This is a genomic window from Microvirga terricola, from assembly GCF_011777495.1.
In the GTDB taxonomy this organism is placed as follows: Bacteria; Pseudomonadota; Alphaproteobacteria; order Rhizobiales; family Beijerinckiaceae; genus Microvirga; species Microvirga terricola.
Genome location: NZ_JAATJS010000005.1, coordinates 115,964 through 130,970, shown reverse-complemented (window position 1 = coordinate 130,970; position 15,007 = coordinate 115,964). Strand labels below are relative to the sequence as shown.

Genomic DNA, 15,007 nt, shown 5'->3' with positions numbered 1-15,007 from the left:
CAAACCGGGGCGCTCTTTATTTATGGGCGAAGCGAAGGCGTTACGCGGCCTTGCGGGCCTCGATGGTCTGGCCGCCGCCAGCCGCGATCGGGATGAGTTTCGGCTTCTTCGCCTCGGGGATCTCGCGCACGAGGTCAATGTGCAGCAGGCCATTCTCAAGGGCCGCGCCAAGGACCTGAACGCCGTCCGCCAGCTGAAAGCGCCGCTCGAAGCTGCGCGCGGCGATGCCCTGGTAGAGCACGTCGGACTTGGCGCCCTCACCAGGCTGCCGCTCGCCTCGGACGGCAAGGGTGTTTTCCTTCACTTCGATCGCGAGGTCGCGCTCGGTGAAGCCGGCTACCGCGACCGAGATGCGGTAAGCATTCTCGCCGGTGCGCTCGATGTTGTAAGGCGGGTAACTCGGAGCCGCATCGACGCCAACAAACTGGTCGAGCATCGAGAAAAGACGGTCGAAGCCGACCGTGTTGCGGTAAAGGGGAGCAAGATCAAACTGTCGCATGGCATATCCTCCTGTGAGCAACATGCTGATCGATCCACCGTGACAGGCTGGATCAAGGTTCGTGCCGCCGTCGCGGCCGGCACAACTTTTATTTGGGAAGAGGCCTTTTTTCTTTCAAGAGGCTCGTGAGGCTTCTGAAAAAGCCCTATAAATGCGTGGTCTTTACCGGTGCGGGATGCGTGGCCGTGCAGTTCTTCGAAACACCCGACAATCCCGTTCCGCCCGAGCCGACGCTCCTGCACATTGCCGCCCGCGACGGGTTCAACCTGCGCGCGGCGACCTGGATGCCTGAGGGCGGGGAGAAGCCCAAGGGGACGGTCTGTATCCTGCAAGGCCGGGCGGAATTCATCGAAAAATACTTTGAGGTGATTAGCGAGTTGCGCCGGCGGGGCTTTGCGGTTGCCACCTTCGACTGGCGCGGGCAGGGCCTGTCAGGCCGTGAGGTCAAGGACCCGCGCAAAGGACATGTTCGGCGCTTTGCCGATTACCGCCTCGATCTGGAAGCGGTCCACGATAAGGTTCTGAAAGCTATGCCGGAGCCCCATTTCGCCCTGGCCCATTCCATGGGCGGTGCGATTGCGCTGCACGCGGCTCATGAGGGGTGGCTGCCCTTCCAAAGACTCGTTGCCGCGGCGCCGATGATCAGCCTCTCGATCATCAAGTATCCGCACGCGGCAAGCTGGGTGGCCTGGGTCCTGAAATATCTCGGTTTCGGCAAGTCCTATGTTCCGGGCGGCGGCGCGACCTCCATTGCCACCATGCCCTTCAAGGACAACCGTCTCACCAGCGATCCGGTGCGCTATGCCCGCAACGCCGAAACCGCCCGTGCCGTCGGGGATGGAGCCGTCGGCGCGCCGACGAACGCATGGCTCGTTTCCGCCTTCCGTTTCATGAAGCGCTTCACCGATCCGCGCTACGGCCTGAAGATTCGCCTGCCGACCCTGGTCATCGCAGGAGGTGACGACCGGGTCTGCTCCACGCCGGCTATTGAACGTTTTTCGGCCCGGCTGAAATCCGGCCACGCCATCGTGCTTCCGGGCGCACGCCACGAGATCATGATGGAGAAGGACGAGATCCGAGAACTCTTCTGGGTTGCCTTCGACGCCTTCATTCCAGGGTCGTCCGAGACGTCTCGGGCCGCGAGGGGCCTTGCGGACTCAGCGGCTGAGCAGCTCGACGGCGGCGGCATGGACGCGGCGGTCGCCGGCGGCGACGATGCGGCCGCCATTGGCCGCTGACCCGCCGTCCCAGGCGGTGACAATGCCGCCCGCTCCCTCGATGATCGGGATCAGCGCCACGATGTCGTAGGGCTTCAGGCCGGACTCGACCACGAGGTCGATGTGTCCGGCGGCCAGCATGCAATAGGCATAGCAATCGCAGCCATAACGGGCGAGGCGGGCGACGCTCTCCACGCGGTCATAGGCGCGCAGTTCTTCGCCCGCGAAGAGCTTCGGGCTCGTGGTGGAAATGATGGCATCTTTCAGCGAAGCGCAACGCCGCGTCATGAGTTTCCGCTCCCCGCCGGGTCCGCGATAGGTCGCGCTGCCGCCGTCGCCGAAGAAGCGTTCGCCCGTGAACGGCTGATGCATCATGCCGAAGACCGGCCGCCCGCGATGGTTCAGGCCGATCAGCGTGCCCCAGGTGGGAAGGCCCGAAATGAAGGCGCGGGTGCCGTCGATGGGGTCGAGCACCCAGACATATTCCGCATCCGGCTGTTCGGAGCCGAATTCCTCGCCGATGATGCCGTGGGTCGGGAAGGTGCGCTTGATGAGCTGGCGCATGGTCGCCTCGCTCGCCCGGTCGGCTTCCGTCACCGGGTCGAAGGCGCCACCGCGCGACTTGTCCTCGGAGGCGATGGCCGTGCGGAAGAACGGCAGGATCGCCTGCCCCGACAGGGTCGCGAGTTCATTGACGAATTGCTTGAAGTCGATGAGCCCCATGTCGCCCCGATCCTTGTCCGCTGGCTGGCCGTGCCCCGCTTTTATCAACCGCTCCTTGCACAGCAAGCGATTCTCGTCGGACGACGGGCTCTCTCCGACTTTTGGCGTGGAGAGAGGACCTCGGCAGGCGATGCTGCCGCGATCTCGTTCCGCGCCGAGGATGCTTTTCCTCAATTTTGCCGGCCCGGCAGAGATTCTGATCCGGAGCCTTGCTGTTTGGGCGGTGCCATCGGCCTCAATCCGATCAGACATGCATTTTGTGCATAACAAAACGCAGATTTACTGTTGCAAATGGTGCGGCGCGGTGTAAATTGTGCAGTGCGATATGGCGATGGCGTCGCCGTATCGTAGCCCTTCTTGGGCGTTTCCTCCCTAAACTTCGGGCCGCTGGCAACAGCGGCCTTTTTTCTTTTAACGGGCAGGGTTTAGGGACTATTCCGCTGCGATTTGCTGAGGCGTGCCGTCGCCCGCGAGATCCGTGATGACCTGAGCGAAGGCGTGAGCGATATCGTCCGCCAGCACCGCGAAGGCTGGCTTCTTGTCCATGTTCCGCTCTTCCATATAGAGCGCCCGGTTGATCTCGATCTGCAAAGCGTGGCGCCCGAGCGCCGGTTCGCCGTAATGCTCGGTGATGAAGCCGCCCGCATAAGGCTTGTTGCGGACCACCGTGTAGCCCCGGCCGCGCATGGCGGCTTCCACCAGCTCGATCAGGAAGGGTGAGCAACTCGTGCCGTAGCGGTCGCCCAAGACGATATCCGCCTTCGCCCCGTCCTCACGGCTGACGCTGCTGGAGGGCATCGAATGGCAATCGATGAGGATGGCTTGGCCGAAAGTCTGGGCCGTGCGGCGGATCAGCTGGCGCAGCATGCGGTGATAGGGCTTGTAGAGCCACTCGATCCGGTGAAGTGCCTCCTCGATAGGGATGCGCCTGGCATAAATCTCCTGCCCGTCGGCAACGATACGGGGAATTGTGCCTAATCCCCCTGCGACCCGCATGGAGCGGGTATTGGCGAAAGGCGGCAGCCGTCCGTCGAACATGCGGGAATCGAGCTCATAGGGCTCCCGGTTCAGATCCAGATAGGCGCGGGGGAAGCGGGCCGCCATCAGCGGGGCGCCAAGGCCCACGGCGCAGGCGAATAATTCATCGACGAAGGCATCTTCCGAGCGCCGTAGCGCCACGGAATCGAGCCGCGATTGGGCTAGGAACGAGGCCGGATAGACCGCACCGGCATGAGGCACGTTGAAGACGAACGGAATCGTCTGGCTCGGCGGCTCGGAGACGGTGAACGGAGGCTCGAATTCGTCGGCGATGATGGGCCGCATCAGGGGCGATGGCTTTAAAAAAACACGGGTTTGGACAGTGTAAGGCGGCCTTTCGATCTGTCCATGGTCATATCGTCCGGTCTCCGCGGCGTTCTTTCACGGCTTATTTACCGCGAAGCCTCATGAAAGTTGAATACAATCGCCACAACCTCGGGGGCCGGCAGCCGATGAAGATCCTTCTCGCCGAAGACGACAACGATATGCGACGCTTTCTCGTGAAGGCGCTGGAGAACGCGGGCTATGAAGTGGCTCAGTTCGACAACGGCCTTTCTGCCTATAACCGGCTTCGCGAAGAGCCCTTCGAGCTGCTCCTGACCGATATCGTCATGCCCGAGATGGATGGAATCGAGCTGGCTCGCAAGGCGACCGAGCTCGATCCCGATCTCAAGATCATGTTCATCACCGGCTTTGCCGCCGTTGCCCTGAACCCGGATTCCCAGGCTCCCAAGGATGCCAAGGTTCTGTCCAAGCCGTTCCACCTGCGCGATCTCGTCAACGAGGTCGATAAATTGATGGCGGCCTAAAAAAGGTGAGGGCTCCCGCTTGCGTCTCCGGCCGCTTGTGGGTATATCGCCCTCCACGCGTGAAGCGGGGCTTCGAAAGTCACCGTTTCCCGGGCGCGTAGCTCAGCGGGAGAGCACTACGTTGACATCGTAGGGGTCACAGGTTCAATCCCTGTCGCGCCCACCATTTGCTTTTTCCGGCCTCCCCGAGGGCCGCAGGAGACCGGATATGAAGATCCGTAACTCGTTGAAGTCGATCCGCGGTCGTCACCGCGACAACCAGCTGGTTCGTCGTAAGGGCCGCGTCTACATCATCAACAAGACGCAGAAGCGCTACAAGGCTCGTCAGGGCTAAGCTGCGCTGCGGCTTTGGCCGCACGTTTTTATGAATTGACGGCGCATGCCGGGATCTTAGAATCCCGGCATGCGCTTTTTTGCGTGCCTTTTGACCGCTTCGTTGATCCTGTCCGCGCCGCTTCACGCGCAGGAAACCGCGCGGCCGCATGCACCACGGACACTGCCGCGCCCATCCACTCTCGACGATTTGTTTGACCGCCTCGCGAAGGCGCAAAGCGAAGACGAGGCGACCGGCATCACCTCCCTGATCGAGCGCCGTTGGGCGCGCTCCGGCTCCGATACCGCCGATCTTTTGCTGAGCCGCGCCTCCGACGCCTTCGACGCGAAGGATTATCCGCTTTCGGTCGAGCTTCTCGACCGCGTCCTCGCGCTTCAGCCCGGCTGGGCGGAGGCGTGGTATCGCCGCGCCATCGTGTTCTACCAGCTCGACGATCCGGTCGGCGCCATGGCCGATCTCTATCAGGCCCTGAAGCTGGAGCCGCGCCATTTCGGCGCGTGGACGGGCCTCGGTCACATCTATCTCTCGTCGGACGACAAGCCCCACGCGCTGGAGGCCTATCGCCGCGCGCTCAAACTGAACCCGCAAAGCTCGACGGTGCAGCTCATCGTGTCGCATCTCGATCACGATGTTGATGGGGTCGATCTCTAGAGCATCCGATCTGACAGGATCAGATCGGGTGCTCTATCTTATTGTTATTGCCGCATTTTCTTCGCCGAACCGGTATCCACTTCGTCGGAAAATGCTCTGACCTGACGCCCCAAGGCAAAAAGAAGCCCGGCTGAGCAGCGCTCGCCGGGCTTTTCTTTGTTCTCGCGCCTGCTTTTTAGGCCTGCGCCGCGTGTTCCTGGCTGATGAAGGCGATGCGCACCATGTTGGTCGCGCCCGGGGTCCCGAAGGGGACGCCGGCCACGACGATGATGCGGTCGCCGACCTGCGAGAAGCCTTCGCGCACCGCGAACTTGCAGGCACGGAACGCCATGTCGTCGACATCGCTCGCATCCTTCGTGCGGATCGGATGCACGCCCCACACCAGCGCCAGGCGGCGTGCGGTGTTGTGGTTCGGGGTCAGCGCCACCACGGTCGAATTCGGACGCTCGCGCGCAATGCGGAAGGCCGTCGAGCCGGAGGAGGTCCAGGCAGTGATGGTCTTCACGTGCAGCGTGTCAGCGATCTGGTGTGCGCCTGCTGCGATGGCGTCGGAACCCGTCGCTTCCGGCGCAGAGCCTTGGGTCTTGAGGATGGACCAGTAGCTCGGGTCCTGCTCGATCTCTTCGGCGATCCGGTTCATGGTCGTGACCGCTTCCACAGGGTACTGGCCGGAGGCGCTCTCGGCTGAGAGCATCACCGCATCCGCGCCGTCGAAGACGGCGGTCGCCACGTCCGAGACCTCTGCGCGCGTAGGCACCGGCGCAGTGATCATCGATTCGAGCATCTGAGTCGCGACGACGACGGGCTTTCCGAACCTGCGCGCGGTGCGCACGATGCGCTTCTGGATGCCGGGCACCTTTTCGAGCGGCATCTCGACGCCGAGATCGCCACGCGCCACCATGACCGCGTCGGAAATCTCCACGATCTCTTCAAGCCGCGCGATGGCCTGCGGCTTCTCGAGCTTCGACATGACGAGCGCGCGTCCGCGCGCCACTTTCTTCACTTCCGCCACGTCCTCCGGACGCTGCACGAAGGACAACGCGATCCAATCCACGCCGGCATCGAGCGCAGCTTCGAGGTCCGAGCGGTCTTTGTCGGTCATGGCGGCGACCGGGATCACCGTGTCAGGCAAACTCACGCCCTTGCGGTTCGAGATCTTGCCTGCGACCTCGACTTCAGTGACTGCGGCGCCGTTCTTCACGCTTTTGACGCGCAGCCGCAGCTTGCCGTCGTCGATGAGGATCGTGTGGCCCGCCTCAAGCGACGACAGAATTTCCGGGTGAGGCAGGTAAACGCGCTTCTCGTTGCCGGGGGTCGAGTCGGCATCGAGCGTGAAGGACTGGCCCTTCACGAGCATCGCGCTGTCGCCCTCAAACGTGCCGACGCGCAGCTTCGGGCCCTGAAGGTCGGCCAGGATGGCGATGGGCCGCTTGAACTTCGCCTCGACGGAGCGGATCATCTCGACGCGCTCGGGCAGCTTTTCGCGCGCCAGATGGCTCATGTTCAGGCGAAAAACGTCTGCGCCCGCCTGAAAGAGCTTCGCGATCATTTCCGGGTTCTCGGACGCCGGGCCCAAGGTTGCGAGAATTTTCGTACGCCGAACGCGTCTCATCGTCTTTTAAGGCCCCCCTGGCCGGTTCGTTTCGGTGAGCTGGATCGTCCAGCTCTTTTGTTCACCTGTATCGACTTCAAAGAAGCCGCTGCGATCAAAGCCTCTGGCGAGGCAATCTTCCGTTCCGCGGATCGTGAATTCCCGCTCGCGGGTGCACATGAAGGAGCGTCCGCTCCACTCGCCACCGCGGTCATAATCGATGGCATAGACATAGTAGAAGCGGCCGCTGAGCTGCCCTTTCAGAAGGGTCTCGCAGCCGCGGGAATTGAGGTTCCACCAGCCTTCGGTCACCCACCCTTGCCCATCGCGATAGCCCAGCGCGATTCCCACCCGGCTCGACGTCATGTTGCACAGGCGCAAGTCTGCCCGCGCCGGAGACGCGGCCAGGAGCAAAGCCGGGGCAGCGAGAAGCATCGCCAGCCCGAGGCTGAGCCGCCCGTTCAGAGCTTTGAGGAGAGATGCGGCCTTCATGGAGATCGATTCGGTGGGTTCAGGAATGAATGAAATCACACAATGCTTCGAGAAGTATGTCGAATCGTTGTCGGCCAGAAGCGAGGCCGCATCAAGACCCCGGCGTCCGGAAACCTGTAAATTTAGCCCGCTAAGGACCCGTTTGACGGTGGATACGCGCCCGTAGGCGTTCACTCACCGGTTGCGGGGCGCGGCTTGGGCCGGGCGGCCCAGATGCCGAACAGGATGAGCGCTCCACCGAGACTCTGAACCACAGTCAGCGCCTCGCCGAGGATCGCCCAGCCGAACAAAGCCGCCGCGATCGCTTCAAGAAAGATCACCAACGAGGAAAAGACCGCCGGCAGGCGTCCGAGCGCCACGGCCAAAAGCCCAACGCCGCCCGCCTGGCTGATGAAGGCGAGGGAGGTGAGAGCCGCGATGGTCTGCCAGGTGTGCGGCATGACGCGGGTGTCGAAGATGAGCGCGATGACGAGAAGGCAGGCGGAGGTCACGAGTCCGGCCTCGAACGTCACCCGCGCCGCGCCCGCCGTTTCCCGCGCCTTGCCGATGGTGAGGAAGTAAAGGCCGAAGAAGACGGCGGTGAAGATGCCATAGAGATCGCCGCGGATGCGGGCAGGGTCCACCTGCAGGCTCTGGCCGATCAGCGCGGCGCCGCCCGCAAGGCACAGCGCAAGGCCGATCAGCGTGCCGCGCGAGACCCGTTGTTTTAGGAAAAGCCAGACGATCAGGATGACGAAAAGGGGCGCTGTGGTTGCAAAAAAGGTCGCGTTGGCAACCGTGGTGTTGAGGATCGACAGATGCCAGAAGAAGAGATCGCCCGCGAAGGCGAAGCCCGCAAGGATGGTTGCCTTGGTGAACGAAGCCCTTGGCGCATCTGCGGGAGCTTTGGCTTCTTCGATCCGCATCCACAGATAGAGCACGGGTAACGCCAGCGCGACGCGCCAGAAGGCGCTGGCGAAGGGACCGACCTCCGGCCACGCGAAGCGCACGAAAATCGGGGACGCGCCCATGGCGACGGCGCCAGCGCAAAGGGCTGCGAAGGCAGACGCGAAGCCCGCGCCCAGGCGGACGGTTGTGGATTGAGAGGACATGATCTGGTTGAAAGGCTCCAGCGCGGCAGCCCGCGTTGTCATGTTCCCTAGGGCAGTCTAAGGCTTCCCTTCAACCCTTAAGCGACTTTTTCCGATCCTGATGTCTTCCTCCGCCGCGATCAAACTCGCCGAACCCGCCCTTGAGCCCTGGCCTGTCGAGCACATCGACGGGGCGGTCGAGTCCGGGCTTCTGATCCTGTGCGATCACGCCTCGAACACGGTGCCCCCGGATCTCGGCGATCTCGGCCTGCCGCCGAGCGAGTTCGAGCGCCATATCGCCTATGACACCGGGGCTGCGGCGGTGACCCGCTCGCTCGCCCGCCGCCTCGGCGCGCCTGCGATTCTCACGCAGTTTTCGCGGCTCGTCATCGACCCCAACCGGGGGCGGGACGACCCGACCCTGGTCATGCGCCTCTCCGACGGAGCCGTCGTGCCGGGCAACGCCACCCTGGACGAGGCCGACATCCAGGCGCGGATTGCGCGCTTCTATGACCCCTTCGACGCTGCCATCACGGCGGGGATCGAGCGGGGGCTCGCGGCCGGGCATCCGCCCATCGTGGTGACAGTTCATAGCTTTACGCCCGTCTGGCGCGGCTGGCCCCGCCCCTGGCATGTGGGAATTCTGTGGGACGCGGATCAGCGCTGCGCAGTGCCGCTGCTCAAGGGCCTGCGGGCCGAGACGGGACTCGTGGTGGGCGACAACGAGCCTTATGATGGGGCGCTTGCGGGCGATACGGTGCACCGCCACGCGACCGTGCGCGGCCTCGCCAATGCGCTGATCGAGATCCGTCAGGACCTGATCGCTGCGGATGAGGGCGCTGAGGAATGGGCAGAGCGGTTCGCGCGGCTCCTGTCGCCGCTTGCCGCCAGCACGGATTTGCGAGCCCCCAAGATCCACCGCTCCCGCACGCAAGAGCGTCTGCGTCGTCATTGAGGATCAGCGCATGAAGGACATCGACGCCGCCACCCGTACCGAACTCGAAGCCGCCGCTTTCCGCAGGCTTTTGGAGCATTTGCGCGCGCGGACGGACGTGCAGAACATCGATCTGATGAACCTCGCTGGCTTCTGCCGCAACTGCCTGTCCAACTGGCTCAAAGATGCCGCCGATGCGCGTGGGCAGGCGCTCTCGAAGGAGGACAGCCGGACCTATGTCTACGGCATGACTTACGAGGAGTGGAAGGAGCGCCACCAACGCGAGGCGACCCCGGAGCAATTGAAGGGCTTTGAGGAATCGAAGCCGAGGCATTAAAGAGCCTCAAGCAGCAAAAATGTAACAAAGATCTCAAGACCACCAATCAAGGGCGAATTTCATGGATGACGCATCTTTTCAAACCGAATCCGTCGCAGCCGACCAGCTGAAGGCCTTCATCGAGCGCATCGAGCGCCTCGAGGAGGAGAAGGCCGGCATCGCGGGCGATATCAAGGACGTCTATGCCGAAGCCAAGGGCAATGGCTTCGACGTCAAGGTGATCCGCAAGATCATCTCCATGCGCAAGCGCGATTACGCCGAGCGCCAGGAGGAAGAGGCGATCCTCGAACTCTACATGCAGGCGCTGGGAATGGCGGGCTAAAGCCTTCTCGACGATTTTGAAGGCGGAAAGGCGAGGCGGGAGCCTCGCCTTTTTGCTTTTGGGACGTCGCTATGCCGGCGCTATCGCTGCCGGATCATCCTTCCCCGGCCACGGCGGGAGTATCTGCCCACAATAAGGATCAGTTCTCCGCGCCGATCGCTTCGCGCAGGCGGGGACCATATAGTCGAGGAAGGCTCGGATGCGCGCGGGCGAGCGTTGCGTGCCCAGGTGCAGCGCATGAATCTCCTCGGCATCGCCGGCGTCTTGCAGCACCGACACGAGCCGTCCGGCGGCAAGGTCCTCCGCGACATGGAAATGGCCAAGCCGGGCCAGCCCTACGCCCGCGACCGCCAGGCGGCGCACCGTCTCGCCGTTGTTGGCAAGAAGGCTGCCGCGCACGGTGCGGTCAACGATCCGCCCGGCCTGATGCAAGGGCCAGACGGGAGCGGTTCTCCGGAAGTTGAAGCCAAGGCAATTATGCCGCTCTAGATCCTCGATCATGGTTGGCGTGCCGTGCTTCGCCAGATAGGCGGGCGAAGCGACGATATGGCGCTTGGTCGCGCCGATGCGGAGCGCGACCAAGCCTGAATCGGCCAGGGTACCGATACGGAAGGCGACATCCGTCCTTTCGAGATAGAGGTCCACCACTTCGTCAGATAGCGACAGGTCGACGACAATGTCGGGATATTCCTCCCAGAATCCGGGCAATAGCGGTTCGACCATCAACACACCGAAGGGGACCGAGGTATTCACGCGCACCACGCCGCTGACCTTGTGCGAACCCTGCGACAGGCTCTGCTCCAGATCGTCCACGTCGGTTGCGATGGCGAGGCTGCGTTCATAGTAGGTCCGCCCGTCTTCGGTCAGTTTCAACCGGCGAGTCGAACGCTCGATCAGCCGCGCACCCAGCCGCTCCTCGATGCGGATAACGGCCTTGCTCACGGTCGAGGGTGTCATGCGGAGCTGCCGCGCCGCTTCGGAGAAGCTGCCAGCCTCCACCACGCGGATGAAAACTAGCATCTCACCCATTCGATTATCCATACCCGCTCCATGACTTTGGAAACTGCTTCCAAGATCATGCGATCCGACAGCGAATTATCAAGTGCATTCATTGGGTCCATTTCCATGTCCGAGATGGCGGCCGCAGGCCGTTCAAAGACTGGACAATGGCAACTTCATTTTCCGCGCTGAACAGGGTCCGCAGGCCGGGGCGCATCACGCTCGGTATCGAGCCGCTCGACAACGACGGGCTCGCCGCCTGACCAGCATCACAACCCAGGAGATAGCTTATGCAGACCGTTTCCGCTCATGGCGCCGAGATCCCGGCTCTCGGCTTCGGCGTTTTCCGCATGTCCGGCGAGGAGGTCGAACGCGTCGTGCCGGCCGCGCTCGAAGCCGGCTTCCGGCATTTCGACACCGCGCAAATCTACAACAACGAAGCCGATCTCGGCCGCGCATTGGAAAAGGCCGGAGCGAAGCGCGACGAATTGTTCATCACAACGAAAATCTGGGTCGACAATTACGCGCCGGCTCGCTTCGCAGTCTCGCTTGAAGAAAGCCTGGACAAGCTGCGCATGGACTATGTGGACCTGCTTCTGCTCCACTGGCCGAACGACAAGGTACCGTTCACTGATCAGATCGCCGGGCTCGACGCGGCGCGTGCGGCGGGCAAGACCCGGCACATCGGCATCAGCAACTTCACAATTGCGATGATGGAAGAGTCGATCCGGCTCGCCAAAACGCCGATCGTCACCAACCAGATCGAAGTCCATCCCTATCTCGACCAGCGCGCCGTCGCGGAAGCTGCGAAGGCAGCCGGCGTCGCGGTCACCGCCTATTACGGCATGGCCGATGGTGCTGTACCGCGCGACCCGGTGCTTCAGAAGATCGGCGCGAAGCACGGCAAGACCGCCGCGCAGGTCGGCCTGCGCTGGCTCGTCCAACAGGGCTTCATCGCGCTGTCCAAGACGGCCAAGCCCGAGCGCGCGGCCGAGAACATCGCGATTTCCGACTTCACGCTGAGCCACGAGGACATGGCGGCGATTGCCAAGCTCGGCCGACCGAACGGCCGGCTTGTCAGCCCTCCGGGTCTCGCCCCGGCCTGGGACGCATGAGCGAGGGCCGAGCGATGAACGACGTAACCGCCATTTCGGTGTCGGCCTCCAGCGATACCGCGCAGCGCAGCAACTGGCCGCTGCTCGCGCTTGCCATCGGCGCCTTCGGCATCGGCACGACCGAGTTCACACCGATGGGATTGCTGCCGGTGATCGCCGAAGGCGTGCATGTCTCGATCCCCACCGCCGGCCTGCTGATCAGCGCCTATGCGATCGGCGTGATGGTCGGCGCGCCGGTGATGACGTTGCTGTTCGGCCGCTTCGGCAAGCGCACCGCGCTGATGATGCTGATGGGCATCTTCACCATCGGCAACCTGCTTTCCGCGCTCGCGCCGAGCTACGACACGCTGCTCCTCTCGCGCCTCGTCACCAGTCTCAACCACGGCGCCTTTTTCGGCCTGGGTGCCGTCGTTGCGGCGAGCGTGGTGCCGAAGGAGAAACAGGCGACCGCCGTCGCGACCATGTTCATGGGGCTGACCATCGCCAATATCGGCGGCGTACCGGCCGCGACCTGGGTCGGCCAACAGATCGGCTGGCGCATGGCCTTTGCTGGGACAGCCGTGCTCGGCCTCATCGCCATCGCCTCCCTGTGGCCGGCGCTGCCGAAAGGCGAGCCGGGCAAGATGCCAGACGTGCGCCGCGAACTCGCCGTGCTGACCCGCCCGGCGGTCCTCATTGCCATGGCGACAACCGTGATGGGCGCAGGCGCCATGTTCACGCTCTACACCTATGTCGCCCCCGTTCTGGCGGAGCTGACCGGCGCGTCCGAAACCTTCATCGCGCTGGCCCTGGCGCTGATCGGCGTCGGCTTCACGATCGGCAACAGCCTCGGTGGCCGGCTGGCGGACTGGTCGCTCGATGGCGCGACCAAGATCTTCCTCGCGGCGCTCGCGGTCATCATGTTCGTGCTGCCGCTGGCGCTTGCGAGCCATGTCGGCGCCGCGATCGGGCTGCTCGTCTGGGGCGCGGCGACTTTCGCGATCGTGCCGCCGGTGCAGATGCGGGTGATGGAGGCGGCATCCGAAGCGCCGGGGCTCGCCTCGTCGATCAACATCGGCGCGTTCAACCTCGGAAACGCGCTCGGCGCGGCGGTTGGCGGCGGCGTGATCAGCCTCCGTCTCGGCTATGCGGCGGTGCCCATCGCGGGTGGTCTCCTCGCGGCCGGCGGCCTGCTGTTCGTGCTGGTCGGCGAAGTCCGCCCTGCACCGTGCACCTCGGAGGCATGATGTCTCTCCCAACTCAACAGGAATGACCGATGGACGCGATCTCCTTTCCTCTCGCTGGGCGCATTTTCGAGGTCAACTATGGCGACCTTGTCGCAACCAATGACTACCACACCGACGGACAGACACTTACCTATGAAATCACAGTCGGCGCCCTGAAGGGCAACCGGGCGACCGTCAGCTTCGAGTGGCGGCTCCTCCACGATGAGACCTATGCCATTTCCTGGCAGGAGGCGGACGGTGCAACCGTCGTGCACATCGACGACTTTAGCTCCGCGCGGTCGCTGTCCTTTTTCACGACGCGAAGCGGCGAGTTCTTTCGGCTAGAGGGCAAATTGCGGCCGCTGGCCGACGCCGACCACGACTAAGGAGACACCGCATGGACCTGCAACTCAAAGGAAAAACTGCCCTCGTGACCGGCGCGACGGCGGGTATTGGCCTAGCGATCGCAACGCGGCTCGTGGCCGAGGGTGCCGAGGTGGTGATCTGCGGGCGAACACCGGCGAAGCTCGATGCCGCGGCGGCGCAGAGTGGCGCGCGCGGCGTGCTGGCCGATCCGGCAACGGCGGAAGGCGCTGCAACGCTGGTCGCGGCGGTGCCGGTGGTCGACATCCTCGTGAACAATCTCGGCATCTACGAGTCCAAGCCGTTTACCGAGATCACCGACGAGGACTGGCGGCGTTTTTTCGAGGTGAATGTGCTCTCCGGCGCCCGGCTCGCGCGAGCTTATTTCCCCGGCATGATCGAACGCGACTGGGGCCGGATCATCTTCATCGCCAGCGAGTCCGGGCTCATGGTGCCGCCGGACATGGTCCACTACGGCATGACCAAGACGGCCCAGCTCGCCATCTCGCGCGGTCTCGCCGCAGCGACCAAGGGCACGCGGGTCACGGTGAATGCGGTGCTGCCGGGAACGACCCGGTCGGAAGGTATTGTCGATTTCCTCAAGAGCGTTTCGGATGATCCCAACGCGTCGGCGGGAGACATCGAACGCGCCTTCTTCGCCAAGGATCGGCCGACCTCGCTTATCCAGCGCATGATCGAGCCCGAGGAGATCGCAGCGCTCGTCGCTTATGTCGCAAGCCCGCTTTCGGCCGCCACAAACGGTGCCGCGCTGCGGGCCGACGGCGGCATCACCCCGACGATCGTCTGAGAAAACGGCGCAAGCGGCGAGGGATGCGATGGCGACTCAAAAGTTCGATCTCGACAGGTTCGTTCGTGCGCAGGCTCCCGTGTACGGCAGGGTCGTCGCCGAACTGGAAGAGGGGCTGAAACGGACCCATTGGATGTGGTTCGTCTTCCCGCAGATCGAGGGTTTGGGGCATTCGCCGATGGCGCAGAAATATGCCATCGGTTCGCTCGATGAGGCCCGCGCTTATCTCGACCATCCGGTGCTTGGGCCAAGGCTCGTCGCCTGCACCGACCTTGTCATGCGATGCGATGGCATTCCGCTCCATACGATTTTCGGATCGCCCGACGACAGGAAGTTCCATTCCTCGATGACGCTATTCGCTCTGGCCTCGCCCGGCCAGTCGGCGTTTCACTCGGCGTTGGACCGTTATTTCGAGGGCAGGATGGACCCCAGAACGCTCTCGATTCTGAACATGGAGCCGGGCGCTTAAGCGCGCATGAAAAAGGCGGGGTTTCCCCCGC

19 protein-coding genes and 1 tRNA gene are annotated in these 15,007 nt (G+C 63.4%); 13 read left to right on the top strand and 7 right to left on the bottom strand.

Translation table 11 applies throughout. From position 1 onward, the window contains the following. Nucleotides 1-40 precede the first annotated feature (40 nt). Nucleotides 41-499 (bottom strand): Hsp20 family protein, encoded by a 459-nt coding sequence (locus tag HB375_RS15345; protein WP_167673883.1) that lies wholly within the window; start codon nucleotides 497-499, stop codon nucleotides 41-43. 179 nt (nucleotides 500-678) lie between these two features. Between HB375_RS15345 and HB375_RS15340 the strand changes: the two genes are divergently transcribed. Next, on the top strand, nucleotides 679-1,737 hold the full coding sequence (locus HB375_RS15340) for an alpha/beta fold hydrolase (RefSeq protein ID WP_425515189.1): 1,059 nt from the start codon (nucleotides 679-681) through the stop codon (nucleotides 1,735-1,737). Here the strand turns inward: HB375_RS15340 and hisN are convergent. Further along, on the bottom strand, nucleotides 1,657-2,439 hold the full coding sequence (hisN, locus tag HB375_RS15335; RefSeq protein ID WP_167673882.1) for a histidinol-phosphatase: 783 nt from the start codon (nucleotides 2,437-2,439) through the stop codon (nucleotides 1,657-1,659). The genes HB375_RS15340 and hisN overlap by 81 nt on opposite strands. 432 nt (nucleotides 2,440-2,871) lie before the next feature. Then, nucleotides 2,872-3,762 carry an N-formylglutamate amidohydrolase gene (locus tag HB375_RS15330; RefSeq protein WP_167673881.1) on the bottom strand — a complete coding sequence of 297 codons (891 nt, stop codon included), beginning with the start codon at nucleotides 3,760-3,762 and terminating at the stop codon, nucleotides 2,872-2,874. Between the two features lie 167 nt (nucleotides 3,763-3,929). Here HB375_RS15330 and cpdR point away from each other — a divergent pair, with 167 nt between their 5' ends. From cpdR to HB375_RS15310, 4 genes are all read left to right on the top strand, one after another. Then, complete coding sequence (cpdR, locus tag HB375_RS15325) at nucleotides 3,930-4,286, top strand: cell cycle two-component system response regulator CpdR (protein ID WP_167673880.1); 357 nt, start codon at nucleotides 3,930-3,932, stop codon at nucleotides 4,284-4,286. Between the two features lie 91 nt (nucleotides 4,287-4,377). After that, nucleotides 4,378-4,452, top strand: a tRNA-Val gene (locus tag HB375_RS15320). Nucleotides 4,453-4,494: 42 nt separating this feature from the next. Then, nucleotides 4,495-4,620, top strand: a complete 126-nt coding sequence (gene ykgO, locus HB375_RS15315; RefSeq protein WP_009763379.1) for a type B 50S ribosomal protein L36 — start codon at nucleotides 4,495-4,497, stop codon at nucleotides 4,618-4,620. A gap of 69 nt (nucleotides 4,621-4,689) precedes the next feature. After that, complete coding sequence (locus HB375_RS15310) at nucleotides 4,690-5,271, top strand: tetratricopeptide repeat protein (RefSeq protein ID WP_167673879.1); 582 nt, start codon at nucleotides 4,690-4,692, stop codon at nucleotides 5,269-5,271. Between the two features lie 175 nt (nucleotides 5,272-5,446). Here HB375_RS15310 and pyk read toward each other — a convergent pair whose 3' ends face one another. The 3 genes from pyk to HB375_RS15295 form a co-directional block, all read right to left on the bottom strand. Beyond that, nucleotides 5,447-6,883 carry a pyruvate kinase gene (gene pyk / locus HB375_RS15305; RefSeq protein WP_167673878.1) on the bottom strand — a complete coding sequence of 479 codons (1,437 nt, stop codon included), beginning with the start codon at nucleotides 6,881-6,883 and terminating at the stop codon, nucleotides 5,447-5,449. 6 nt (nucleotides 6,884-6,889) lie between these two features. Next, nucleotides 6,890-7,354, bottom strand: coding sequence for a DUF1036 domain-containing protein (locus tag HB375_RS15300; RefSeq protein WP_425515186.1), 465 nt, complete (start codon nucleotides 7,352-7,354; stop codon nucleotides 6,890-6,892). Nucleotides 7,355-7,524: 170 nt separating this feature from the next. Further along, complete coding sequence (locus HB375_RS15295) at nucleotides 7,525-8,445, bottom strand: DMT family transporter (RefSeq protein WP_167673933.1); 921 nt, start codon at nucleotides 8,443-8,445, stop codon at nucleotides 7,525-7,527. A gap of 100 nt (nucleotides 8,446-8,545) precedes the next feature. On the opposite strand from HB375_RS15295, the gene HB375_RS15290 reads away from it, so the two are divergent. The 3 genes from HB375_RS15290 (at nucleotide 8,546) to HB375_RS15280 (ending at nucleotide 10,017) form a co-directional block, all read left to right on the top strand. Next, the gene (locus HB375_RS15290) at nucleotides 8,546-9,379 is read left to right on the top strand and encodes an N-formylglutamate amidohydrolase (protein WP_167673877.1); all 834 of its coding nucleotides are present in this window, start codon (nucleotides 8,546-8,548) and stop codon (nucleotides 9,377-9,379) included. 10 nt (nucleotides 9,380-9,389) lie between these two features. Further along, nucleotides 9,390-9,695: a DUF1244 domain-containing protein gene (locus tag HB375_RS15285; protein ID WP_205800221.1), complete on the top strand. Its 306-nt coding sequence runs from the start codon at nucleotides 9,390-9,392 to the stop codon at nucleotides 9,693-9,695. Nucleotides 9,696-9,756: 61 nt separating this feature from the next. Further along, the gene (locus HB375_RS15280; protein WP_167673876.1) at nucleotides 9,757-10,017 is read left to right on the top strand and encodes a DUF2312 domain-containing protein; all 261 of its coding nucleotides are present in this window, start codon (nucleotides 9,757-9,759) and stop codon (nucleotides 10,015-10,017) included. 69 nt (nucleotides 10,018-10,086) lie between these two features. Here the strand turns inward: HB375_RS15280 and HB375_RS15275 are convergent, their stop codons facing one another. Next, a complete protein-coding gene (locus HB375_RS15275; RefSeq protein WP_167673875.1) occupies nucleotides 10,087-11,058 on the bottom strand; it encodes a LysR family transcriptional regulator in 972 nt (323 codons plus the stop codon). Nucleotides 11,059-11,306: 248 nt separating this feature from the next. On the opposite strand from HB375_RS15275, the gene HB375_RS15270 reads away from it, so the two are divergent. The 5 genes from HB375_RS15270 to HB375_RS15250 are packed head-to-tail and all read left to right on the top strand — an operon-like array spanning nucleotide 11,307 to nucleotide 14,976. Further along, nucleotides 11,307-12,131 carry an aldo/keto reductase gene (locus HB375_RS15270; protein ID WP_167673874.1) on the top strand — a complete coding sequence of 275 codons (825 nt, stop codon included), beginning with the start codon at nucleotides 11,307-11,309 and terminating at the stop codon, nucleotides 12,129-12,131. Nucleotides 12,132-12,145: 14 nt separating this feature from the next. Further along, nucleotides 12,146-13,357: an MFS transporter gene (locus HB375_RS15265; RefSeq protein ID WP_167673873.1), complete on the top strand. Its 1,212-nt coding sequence runs from the start codon at nucleotides 12,146-12,148 to the stop codon at nucleotides 13,355-13,357. A gap of 29 nt (nucleotides 13,358-13,386) precedes the next feature. Beyond that, entirely contained in the window at nucleotides 13,387-13,722 is a 336-nt protein-coding gene (locus tag HB375_RS15260; protein WP_167673872.1) for a MoaF-related domain-containing protein, read from the top strand. Nucleotides 13,723-13,733: 11 nt separating this feature from the next. Further along, complete coding sequence (locus HB375_RS15255; protein WP_167673871.1) at nucleotides 13,734-14,507, top strand: SDR family NAD(P)-dependent oxidoreductase; 774 nt, start codon at nucleotides 13,734-13,736, stop codon at nucleotides 14,505-14,507. A gap of 28 nt (nucleotides 14,508-14,535) precedes the next feature. Next, nucleotides 14,536-14,976 carry a DUF1810 domain-containing protein gene (locus tag HB375_RS15250; protein WP_167673870.1) on the top strand — a complete coding sequence of 147 codons (441 nt, stop codon included), beginning with the start codon at nucleotides 14,536-14,538 and terminating at the stop codon, nucleotides 14,974-14,976. Nucleotides 14,977-15,007 lie beyond the last annotated feature (31 nt).